Genomic DNA, 9,811 nt, shown 5'->3' on the forward strand with positions numbered 1-9,811 from the left:
GCCATCACTCGACGCACCTGTGCGGGTTGCCCCGCCGGAAGTGGACCTGGTCGGCCACGGCTTCACCGCCGCAGGGAACGAGCTCCTCCAGCCCGAACTTGGCGGCGTAGGTCTTCTCCACGCCGTCGCAGATCTTGTTGAAGGCGCAGTTGCGGCAGGCTGCTCCCTTCACATAGAACCACTTCCTCAGCCCCTCGACCACGCAGTCGTCGAGCACGATCTTCCAGGGCTTGGTGAAGATGCCGCGGCCGGCTCCGGCCAGGAAGAAGCCGTAACCGAGGATGCCGAGGTAGCGCATCAGCCCCGTCCCCTCCTCCAGCCGCGCCCGCACCCGCGGGACCCACTCGTAGGGATCGCTGGTCACCTGGGGATGGTCGCAGACGAAGCGCTCGTAGCCCTGCATGAAGCAGAAGGGGATGTAGCGGACGTTCACCGCGGGAACCGCCGGCTCCAGAAGGTCGCAGGCCTCTTTCAGGGCCTGGGCCATCTCGGTATAGCTCAGCATGTACCTGTCCACCAGGTGCTTGGCGAAGCACCAGTCGTTGATGGTGATGAAGTTGACCTGGACGGGGGCAAGCTCGAGGAGGAGGCGGGAAAGGGGGGCGAGCGACTGCACGTTGAGACGGTTCACCACCGTGTTCACCCGCACGGCCAGCCCGGACTCGGCTGCGTTTTGCAGGGCGCGGCTGATCCTGGCGAAGCTCCCGGGACACTGGGTGATCTCGTCGTGTATGGCGGCTTGCGGCCCGTGCACGGAGAAGAGGACCTCGTCGAGCCCCGCCTCCTGCAGCGAGGAGAGGTAGCCGGCGTCGGCCAGCCGGAGCCCGTTGGTGATGATGCAGCAGCGCTCGATGCCGATCGACTTGGCGTAGGAGATCAGGGCGGGAAGGTCGCTGTGGAGAGTCGGTTCACCGCCGGAGAAATCTATCTCGCGCACGCCGTGACAGTAGGCGTATCCGATGTCATCGCGGATCTGTTCGACTGTACGATTGGGGGCATTGAGGTTGTCGCGGTAGTAGCAGAATACACACTGTATATTGCACTTGAGACCGGTGACTATTTTAACTCTTCTGGTTGTTCCCACGCTTCCTTCCGGTGATGCTTCCGACGAATCCGATCAGTGAATTGTATGACCAGAGAAATGAGAGATAGCTGCCAGAGATCCTTCCGCCCATTACCGAAGGGAGGAAGGCCAACAACAGATTGCGCGACATGATAACAGGTACGGCTAAAGCCCACAAAGGTTTTCTTGACAGATACTTGGTGGAAAAGACCGCTCCACCCCTGCCGTTTACCAGGCACTTCGACCTGTATTCCTCGAGAGTTTCCTCGTGCGGGTGATAGACCACGGCTTTTTCATGGTGCAGTTGCCGGAAACCTGCCCAGCGCGCCCGCAGGCCGAGGTCGTTATCCTCCCAACTGGCCTCCCTGAACCGCTCGTCGAAGCCCCCCAGGGCGAGAAAGGCCTCGGTCCGGTAGGCTATGTTGCAGGTCGCCCAGTGGAGCCCCCGGTAGACGTGCCGCTCAAGAAGGAGCGGTATCTCGGCCTCCCGCTGGAAGGCGCGGATCATGCCGCTGACCACGGAGATGGCCGGATCGGAAAAAAACGGGGCGGTTATCTCCCGCAGCCATTGAGGGTCCGCCACCGAGTCGTCGTCGATGAAACAGAGTATGGCCCCCCTCGATCTTGCGGCGGCAAAATTCCTCGCCGCCGCCGGGCCGCCATTTTCCTTGCGGAAGAAGCGGGCCGCAAGCTTTGAAGAGCCGAGAGCGTCGTTCACGGCCGCCGCGAGCTCCTCGCGGTTGGGGGAGCCGTCGTCGACGATCACCACCTCGAAGGAGACCTCGCCTTCCTGCCGGTCAAGGGCGCCGAGGCAGCGGCCGATCCACCCGGTCCTGCGGAAGACAGGTATGATCACCGAAACCATCGGGGCGGCGTCAGCGGCCATAGAGTCCCCACCCCACCATGCCGGCCCAGGCGAGCCCCACGAAGAAAAGCGGGACGTCCCTCAGAAGCGATTCGGTCGGATCGCCCCCCTGCCCTGAGAGGATGCGCAGTATGTAGCGCAGCAGCCCGAAGGCGCAAAGGGGCACGGTATAGACCAGCACCATGGAGTTTCGCGAGATGACATACATGGTGTAGGTGACGAGCACCGCCGCGCCGCTCATGTACAGCACCCCCTCCAGGTACCCCTGGGGGTAGCCGTGGAGGGACTTGCGATGGCTCTTGGCCAGCTCCCCCAGGTGGTTCTTCTCGGCCAGACGCTTGCCCGTGCCGAGAAAGAGGGCCAGCAGAAAGACACTGAGAAAGAGCCAGACCGAGATGTCGATGCCGAATGCCGCCCCTCCAGCTTCCAGCCTCAGCAGAAAGCCCGCGGAGATGCAGAAGATGTCCACCAGGGCGAACTCCTTCAGGTAGCAGCTGTAGGCGAGCGTCACCAGCAGGTAGGAGAAGAGGCAGGCGAGAAACGCGGAAGGGAGGGCGCGCCAGGCCAAAAGAAAGCCGCCCGCCCCGAGCAGCGCGGCGAGCAGGGCCGCCGGTACCCGGGTCACCGCTCCCGAGGGGAGGGGTCTCTTGCTCTTGACCGGATGATGGAGGTCGTTGGGATGATCGATGAGGTCGTTGACGATGTAGGTCGCGCTGGAGACCAGACAGAAGGAGACGAAAGGAAGGATGCCGCTCTTCGCCACTCCTTGGCCAAGGAGGGTCGCTCCCAGGAAGGGTGGGAAGAAAATCATGAGGTTTTTCAGCCACTGCGCGGGGCGAAGCAGCCTGATGTAGGCGGTGACTTGCAAGACTTGAGCAACCTCTCCTTAAACGATGCCACAGTATGCCACAGACGGCGGGAAAAGGGCAAGCGACGCCCCGGAACTGCCGGGCCGCGTGCCCCTTTCCGGCAACGGGCCCGGATCAGCGTCCCTTGGCCCGCACGATATCGAGGAAGAAATCCTCGAGGTTCTTTCTCATGGGGTCGATCAGGGTGACTTCGGCCGCCGCCTCCTGCAGTTCGCGCAGGACGGCCGGCAGCGCATCCTTCTCGACGTAGCGTTGCGTCGTGCCGCTCTCCCCCCGACGGCGTATGCTCAGGTGGTAACCTATCACCCCTTCCGCCATCACGGTCTCCACCCGCTCCACGCATTGCAGCTCGCCATTGACGATCACCCCGACCCGGTCGCAGACCGTTTCCACGTCGGAGGTGATGTGGGTGCTGAAGAAGACGCACTTGCCGCGCGACTTGAGGTCGAGGATGATCTCCTTGACCAGCGCGCGGCCCACCGGGTCGAGCCCGCTCATCGGCTCGTCCAGGATGTAGACCTCGGGGTCGTGCACCAGCACCTGGGCGAGCCCCACCCGCTGCACCATGCCCTTGCTGTAGCCGCGCATCGGCCGCTTGCGGGCATCCCACAGCTCCAGCTGCCTCAGCACCTGCTCGCACTTTCCCTTCAGCTCGTCTTCGTCCATGCCGAAGGTCCTGCCGACGAAAACAAGGTACTCCTCGGCGCTTAGGTAGTCGTAAAAAGCCGGATTTTCAGGCAGGTAGCCGACACTGCCGCGCGCCTTGCAGGAGGAGATATCGACCCCCATCAGCGTGGCGCTCCCCGAGGTCGGGGTGATCAGACCGACCAGGGTCTTGATGGTGGTACTCTTGCCTGCGCCGTTTGGCCCGAGGAAGCCGAAGACCTCTCCCCTTTCCACCGTGAGGTTCAGGTTCTTCAAGGCCTCGACGCGCACCGATTTTTTGCCTTTGAAGGTCTTGGTGAGCCCCGTTATCTCTATCGCGTTCATAACTTCCCCAATCTATTGTGGTTGCTTCTGCTCCTGCCGCGGGTTCTGCTTGTCCTGCAGGGTGGCGAAGGCGAACTTGCTGGTGCTTTCCACCTTGCCGCCGGGCTCGAGGTAGTACTGGCCGCCGTAGGGGTCCACCGGCACCTGCCGCAGGTATCCGGTCTGCACCAACTGCTGCACCGAGGCCGGCATCGTCCCCTTCTCGGCCAGGAAGCGGTCGCGGGCCTTCTCGATGGTGCGCACGCCGAAGAGCGCCTTGTACCTGATGGCATAGACCTTCTTGATGGCCGGGTTCTTCTCGTTTTTGGCCATGGTGGTGAGATAGCTCAGAGCCAGCTCGGTCTGCCCCGATTCATGCAGGTATCTTCCGGCCAGGTTCACGTACAGGGCGTTTCCGGTCAGTTCGGCCACCCGCATCGAGTACTTCGCCGCCTGGGCGTAGTCCTTCAGGAAATAGAAGTTGTTGAAGGCGGCGAAGAAGGGAAGGTACCAGTCCCAGGTACGGTACTTCATGCCGTACTCCAGGAGGTCGTTGGCGACCTTGAATTGCTTCACATCCCAGACCAGGATCGACTGCGCGAAGTAATAGGCGTCCATGTTGTAGGGGTCAAGCTTGACCACCGTGTGGATGATGCGCGACATCGCCTGGTAATCGGGAGGCACCGTGAGCTTCGCCGGGTCCTTCTCGACCAGCCCGCCGAAATAGATCAGCACCTTCAGCATCAGGGAAGCGCCGACCAGCTGCTTCTGGTCCGCAGAAAGAACCTGCACCATCTCGGTCTTCGGGATCAGCCCCAGCTTCTCCACGTACGGCTTGTTGCGCATGTAGCCGGCAAAGGGGACCATCAGCGCGGCGTAGCAAAGAAGAAGGATCAGCGCCACCACCCCGTATTTCTTACGGCTGTTGCCGGTATTGATAGCGGGCTCTCGCATCTACTTCATTTCCCTTCTGGAGAAGATGACAGCGGCCAGGGCCAGCATGATCGCGGTATAGACCAGGTCGTAGCCCCAGGTGAAGAGGAGACCTCGCCCGTTGACGGGAAGCCCGTAGATGGCGTTGAGTTGATAATCGAAGGCGCTGAAGTTGGGGAGGACGTAGTAGAGCGCGGTGGCGCAGTTCCTGACCAGAAGCGGCAGGCGCTGACCGGTGGCGGTCTGGATGTAGTCGTAGACCTGCTGTGAGGCGTTCCCCACCAGGAAAGCCGAGATGGTTCCGAAGATGGGGAGGAAGAAGGAGGTGCTGACGGTCGAGAAAAGGAGCGCGATGGCCACCAGCAGGATGTACTTGAGGGCGTCCATCAAGACCGCAAGCTCGATGGTTGACCAGACTATAGGGCGGCTCGGGGGATAGTTCCCCGAAACGAAAGCGATGACGCCCATGGCCACGGCACCCAGCAGCACGGCGCTCAGCAGCAGGAACACCACGATACCGAGAAAACGTCCGAAGATATAGGACTCCCTGGTAATCGGCAGCGACAGCACGCTGTAGGTGTAGCGCCGCTCCATGTCCTTCCACAGCGAGGTGCCGCCCAGGAAAACGGCCAGCAGGAGCATGATGAAAGAGATCAGGGAAAGCGAGAGGGTGATGGAGAGCTCGGTGACCTGCCGCAAGGAAAGCGTGCTGACCAGCGGTATCAGCGGCAGCAGCAAGGCCACTACTACGATGCCGTGAAACACGCGGTCCCTGAAGATCCCCTTGAGGGTTATGCGGATAATGTTATCCATGAAGATTCCTTCCTTCTGTTCTCATTTAAGCTTCTCGGAAAGCTTGCGGGCCGGCTCGCGGTAAACGGCAGAGGCCGGCGCCTCCTCCGCGGCCCGGGCAAAAGCCGCACGGGCCAGGCTTCTTTCGTGCTGGAACAGGTGCAGCTGGCCAAGGCGATACTGGTAAAACGGGTTGCCACTCATCTGGTACAGCCGGGTCAGCAGGCGCGCCGACTCGGGGTAGAGAGCGGCTCGGTCCCCCTTGCCGCGTTCCAGCTCGGCTTCGTTCACCTTCAACAGATTCAGGCAGATATCGGCCTCGTGCTTGCCGGGGTTCTTAAGGGCCTGGTACAGAAAGTTTCTGGCGCCTTGAAAGTCTCCCTTCTGGCGGCAGGCGAAAGCCTTGTTCATCAGGCCGAGCTGGAAGTTGACCAGGTTGTCCGGGAGGCGCAGCGACATCATCATGGCCGAGGCCTCCGCCTCCCTCCCGTTGGCAAAGAGGGCACAGGCGACCTCGTTTTGCGCCGGGGCGAAGTCGGGGGACTTCCGCACCGTGTCCTGGAACAGCGCCAGGTTGTCCTGCCACAAGATGGTGCGGCTGGCGGTGCCGTAAAGGAAGACGGCAAAGACCACGCCGACCAGGGCCAGAAAGAAGCGCGGGTGACGGACCCGGTACTTCCAGTCATGGCCGCAAAGGGTCAGCCCCACTACGAAGAAGGCGGAAGGAATGTACATGTAACGCTCCGCCAGAGGCGTCCAGGTCAGCTTGAGCAGCGGGACCAGCAGGGCCGAGGATCCGACGGCGGCGGCAGCGACGAAGAAGAAAGCGGGCAGCGTCCGTCTCCGCAATAGCCAGAGAACGACCGCCAGCAGGAGCACTCCCACCGGCAGGTACAGATCGGAAACGTGGTTGATGCCGAAGTTCAGGGGGAAAGGCTGGATAAGCTTCTTGAGGTAGAAACCTGCCGCCTTGAAGATAAGCCTCAAGTTGATGAGGATTCCTGCGCTGTCTCCCCCGGCGACGTGGCTGACCACGGAGTGGACACCGTTGTCTCCCTTGTTGAAGGCGCGGGCCCGAAAGCTGAAGTAGGCAACAGCAGTCCCGGTGAAAACCGTGAAGTGCCAGCGGTAGTCGGAAAAGGTCTTCCGCAAGCTCGCGGCATCGCTGCCCACCCCCCGGAAAAACGGGAGGATCACCGCCGCCGGCAGAAAGAAGACCGCGGTCTCCTTGGCAAGGCAGGCAACGAGCAGACTAAAGGCCGAGAGACAGGACCTGGCCACGGAGCGCTCACCGATGATCAGCAGCACCGACAGCAGGATGAAAGAAGCTGCCAGAGGATCGGTGCGGCCGGAGATCCAGTTCACCGCTTCGGTATTGATGGGGTGGACGGCAAAGAGGAGGGACGCGCAAAGCGGCAGCAGGGGCGATCGCCGCTCCTGGAGGTTACTGCACTTTCTAGCGATGAGGAAGACAAGGACGGCGTTCAGCAAGTGGAAAAGGATGTTTTCCAGGTGCATGAAGCTCTCTTCCAACCCCCACACGTACTTGTCGGCTAGGTAGGTCAGGCCCAGCACGGGACGGTAATAGGCGCCGCTGCCGCCGGGGAAGAATATCCCCCTGAAGGTAACCCCGTCGGCGTTCAGCAGGTAGTCGTACATACCCGGGTCGTCGACAGAGTTGAGCGGCGAAAAGATCGCCGGGTAGTAAACCCCGAGCACGACGAAAATCAACAGCAGCAGGGCGCTGCGGGTGGTGAACTCTTTTCCCATATCCTCTTTGCGACCATAAAAAAAGACGGGATGCCGAAACATCCCGTCCGTTTCCTGAGAGTGCAGCAGTTACATCGAGGTCCAGCCTTTGGTGGCGTCCGCGAAATCTGCGGAGTCGGCGCTGCCGGGCAGGGAGTATTTCGGGGTGCCGGTGGTGACGACCTGTACGTGATAGGTGGTCACGGTGTTGCTGGCGCTACCGAACTCCTGCGAGCCGCTGATGTGCTGGGTGAAGACGCAGTACCCGGCGGTATCGCTCTTGGCGCCGACGCCGACGCCGGTGGAGGTTTTGCCGATCAGGCCGGCCACGGAACCGCCCGTGCCGAGGTTGGTTGCGCCGGTTTTGGCGCCCCAGAGCTGCTTGCCGGTGCCGGTGTTGGCGCCACCGTCGGCGAAGGTCAGGGTGATCTCGGTTACGGCGAAAGCCGAGGATGCCACGAAGAGCAGCAGGGCTGCTAAAGCTATCATCTTACGCATGGTTGATCTCCTTTCGATCCTTACAGATTAATGGTAGTCGATGTCGGCCGGGTATTCCTGGTTGTCCGCCATGTAGGCCTCGAAACCGGTCTTCAGGTTCTTGAGGTCGGAGTTTGCGCCGGCGTTGTACGCCTTGGAGCGGTAGGCGGAGAACTGAGGAATGGCGATAGCCGCCAGGATACCGATGATCGCGACGACGATCAACAGCTCGATCAGGGTGAAGCCTTTGCTGCTTCTGAGTTTACGTAACATTTGTTTCTCCTTTCATTCGTTTTGTGCCGCTGTGTGACAGGAATCCTAAAAGACCCATTCTTCACAGCAAGTTACGAGCCAAAAGGAAATATCTCTATAAGATATTGAATTACCGTGCAACGACCGGACTCCCCCGTAAAAGGGGCCATCCCGGGGGCCCAAAAGGGACAATTTAAGGTCCTACAGGTGACGTTTTTTGTCACTACTCGTCGTCCATGCCGAACTTGGCCAGGCGGTAGCGGAAGGAGCGGAAGGTCATACCGAGCAGCGCCGCGGCCCGCTTCTTCACGCCGCCGCACTTCTCCAGGGCCTGCACCAGGAGTTTCCGCTCCAGGCCGTCGAGATACCCCTGCAGGTCCATCCCCCCCTCCGGGATGAAGAGCTCCTCCCCCCCAAGGGACGGGACCCGGTACTCCCGAACGGTCGGGGGGAGGCAATCGTTGGTGATGACCCGGCTCCCCAGCACCACGCAGCGCTCCACCAGGTTCTCGAGCTCGCGCACGTTGCCCGGGAAGGGGTAGTTGAAGAGGGCATTCAGGGCTTCGGGGGTGACGATCTCGCCTGCGCCGGACCAGATGGAGTACTTCTTGTAGAAATGCTCGACCAGGGTGGGGATGTCGTCAGCCCGCTCCTTGAGCGAGGGCATGCGGAGCTGGACCACGTTGAGGCGGTAGAAGAGGTCCTCCCTGAAGGTCCCCTCGCGCACCTGCTCCTCGAGGTCGCGGTTGGTGGCGGCCACGATGCGGACGTCGGCCTTGAGCGACGAGCCCCCCCCTACCCTCCTGAACTCACGCTCCTGGAGCACCCTGAGGAGCTTGGTCTGCAGCTGCAGCGGGACCTCGCCTATCTCGTCCAGGAAGAGGGTCCCCCCTTCGGCCTGCTCGAAGAGGCCCGGGCGGTCGGAGGTGGCCCCGGTGAAGGAGCCCTTGGTGTGACCGAAGAGCTCGCTCTCGATGAGGGTCGCGGGAATGGCGCCGCAGTTGACCGCCACGAAGGGGGCGTTGCGGCGGGGACTGTTGTTGTGGATCGCGCGGGCGGCGAGCTCCTTCCCGGTGCCGCTTTGCCCCATGACCAGGACGTTGGCCATGCTCTCCGCGACCTTGGCGATCAGGTCGTAGACCTCCTGCATCTTCCTGCTCTTCCCCACCAGTCCGCTGAAGCTCAGCCGCTCCATGACCTCGGCCTTGAGCCGCTTGTTCTCCTCCACCAGGGTCCGCCTCTCGAGGGCGTTCTTCACCAGCACCTTGACCTCTTCGACCTTGAAGGGCTTGCTGATGTAGTCGTAGGCGCCCAGCTTCATGGCCTCGACCGCCTGCTCGGCGGTGGTGAAGGCGGTGATCATCAGGACCGCAGTATCGGGGCTCTGGCTCTTGATGCTGGAGAGGAGCTCGATCCCGCCCAGCCCCGGCATGCTGACGTCGGAGATCACCACCTCGTACCTGCCGCGCTCGAGGTAGCCAAGTGCCTCCTCCGCGCACTCCGCCTGGTCGACGAGGTACCCCTCACCCTCCAGGAGGATGCCGAGGAACTCCCGCATGCTCAATTCATCGTCAACAACCAGTATCTTCGCGCTCATAGGAAAAAACCTGTTCCAAGTTCTACGTTAAAGTTCCATTTGCTTGCAGCCAGACGCTGCCACCCCTTAGGATCCCCCCCTTGTCAAAGGGTAGTCAGGGCAGTGTTGTCCGGTTAGTTACTTGCACCTGCCCATTTCTCCACAGTTCAAGCTCCCCCTCGCCCTCCGGGAGAGGGTCGGGGTGAGGGAAGCCCGTATCTCCGAGGCACTTGCCCTCACCCCTGCCCTCTCCCATAGGGAGAGGG

The 9,811-nt window shown here is 61.6% G+C and carries 10 protein-coding genes; all 10 read right to left on the reverse strand.

Annotation, left to right across the window (positions count from 1 at the left end; translation table 11 throughout):
* Positions 1-4: 4 nt before the first annotated feature.
* Positions 5-1,084 (reverse strand): radical SAM protein, encoded by a 1,080-nt coding sequence (locus tag AC11W3_RS04620; protein WP_484091598.1) that lies wholly within the window; start codon positions 1,082-1,084, stop codon positions 5-7.
* Positions 1,062-1,949 (reverse strand): glycosyltransferase family 2 protein, encoded by an 888-nt coding sequence (locus AC11W3_RS04625; protein WP_484091597.1) that lies wholly within the window; start codon positions 1,947-1,949, stop codon positions 1,062-1,064. Before AC11W3_RS04625 ends, AC11W3_RS04620 begins: the two co-directional genes overlap by 23 nt.
* Positions 1,939-2,796: a decaprenyl-phosphate phosphoribosyltransferase gene (locus tag AC11W3_RS04630; protein ID WP_484092567.1), complete on the reverse strand. Its 858-nt coding sequence runs from the start codon at positions 2,794-2,796 to the stop codon at positions 1,939-1,941. Before AC11W3_RS04630 ends, AC11W3_RS04625 begins: the two co-directional genes overlap by 11 nt.
* Positions 2,797-2,911: 115 nt before the next feature.
* On the reverse strand, positions 2,912-3,787 hold the full coding sequence (locus tag AC11W3_RS04635) for an ABC transporter ATP-binding protein (RefSeq protein ID WP_484091595.1): 876 nt from the start codon (positions 3,785-3,787) through the stop codon (positions 2,912-2,914).
* 12 nt (positions 3,788-3,799) lie between these two features.
* On the reverse strand, positions 3,800-4,720 hold the full coding sequence (locus AC11W3_RS04640) for a hypothetical protein (RefSeq protein ID WP_484091594.1): 921 nt from the start codon (positions 4,718-4,720) through the stop codon (positions 3,800-3,802).
* A complete protein-coding gene (locus tag AC11W3_RS04645) occupies positions 4,721-5,512 on the reverse strand; it encodes an ABC transporter permease (RefSeq protein WP_484091593.1) in 792 nt (263 codons plus the stop codon).
* A 21-nt stretch (positions 5,513-5,533) separates the two neighbouring features.
* Entirely contained in the window at positions 5,534-7,261 is a 1,728-nt protein-coding gene (locus AC11W3_RS04650) for a hypothetical protein (RefSeq protein WP_484092568.1), read from the reverse strand.
* A 69-nt stretch (positions 7,262-7,330) separates the two neighbouring features.
* Positions 7,331-7,738 carry a hypothetical protein gene (locus tag AC11W3_RS04655; protein WP_484091591.1) on the reverse strand — a complete coding sequence of 136 codons (408 nt, stop codon included), beginning with the start codon at positions 7,736-7,738 and terminating at the stop codon, positions 7,331-7,333.
* Positions 7,739-7,765: 27 nt separating this feature from the next.
* Positions 7,766-7,990 (reverse strand): type IV pilin protein, encoded by a 225-nt coding sequence (locus tag AC11W3_RS04660; protein WP_484091590.1) that lies wholly within the window; start codon positions 7,988-7,990, stop codon positions 7,766-7,768.
* A gap of 202 nt (positions 7,991-8,192) precedes the next feature.
* Positions 8,193-9,566, reverse strand: coding sequence for a sigma-54-dependent transcriptional regulator (locus AC11W3_RS04665; RefSeq protein WP_484091589.1), 1,374 nt, complete (start codon positions 9,564-9,566; stop codon positions 8,193-8,195).
* Between the last annotated feature and the right edge of the window lie 245 nt (positions 9,567-9,811).

Source organism: Geomonas sp. (assembly GCF_056994735.1).

What these genes read in the sequence shown, in the direction of transcription:
- AC11W3_RS04625 (WP_484091597.1), bottom strand. Translation starts at nt 1,949, where the DNA reads ATGGCCGCTGACGCCGCCCCGATGGTTTCGGTGATCATACCTGTCTTC.
- AC11W3_RS04635 (WP_484091595.1), bottom strand. Translation starts at nt 3,787, where the DNA reads ATGAACGCGATAGAGATAACGGGGCTCACCAAGACCTTCAAAGGCAAA.
- AC11W3_RS04640 (WP_484091594.1), bottom strand. Translation starts at nt 4,720, where the DNA reads ATGCGAGAGCCCGCTATCAATACCGGCAACAGCCGTAAGAAATACGGG.
- AC11W3_RS04645 (WP_484091593.1), bottom strand. Translation starts at nt 5,512, where the DNA reads ATGGATAACATTATCCGCATAACCCTCAAGGGGATCTTCAGGGACCGC.
- AC11W3_RS04650 (WP_484092568.1), bottom strand. Translation starts at nt 7,261, where the DNA reads ATGGGAAAAGAGTTCACCACCCGCAGCGCCCTGCTGCTGTTGATTTTC.
- AC11W3_RS04655 (WP_484091591.1), bottom strand. Translation starts at nt 7,738, where the DNA reads ATGCGTAAGATGATAGCTTTAGCAGCCCTGCTGCTCTTCGTGGCATCC.
- AC11W3_RS04660 (WP_484091590.1), bottom strand. Translation starts at nt 7,990, where the DNA reads ATGTTACGTAAACTCAGAAGCAGCAAAGGCTTCACCCTGATCGAGCTG.
- AC11W3_RS04665 (WP_484091589.1), bottom strand. Translation starts at nt 9,566, where the DNA reads ATGAGCGCGAAGATACTGGTTGTTGACGATGAATTGAGCATGCGGGAG.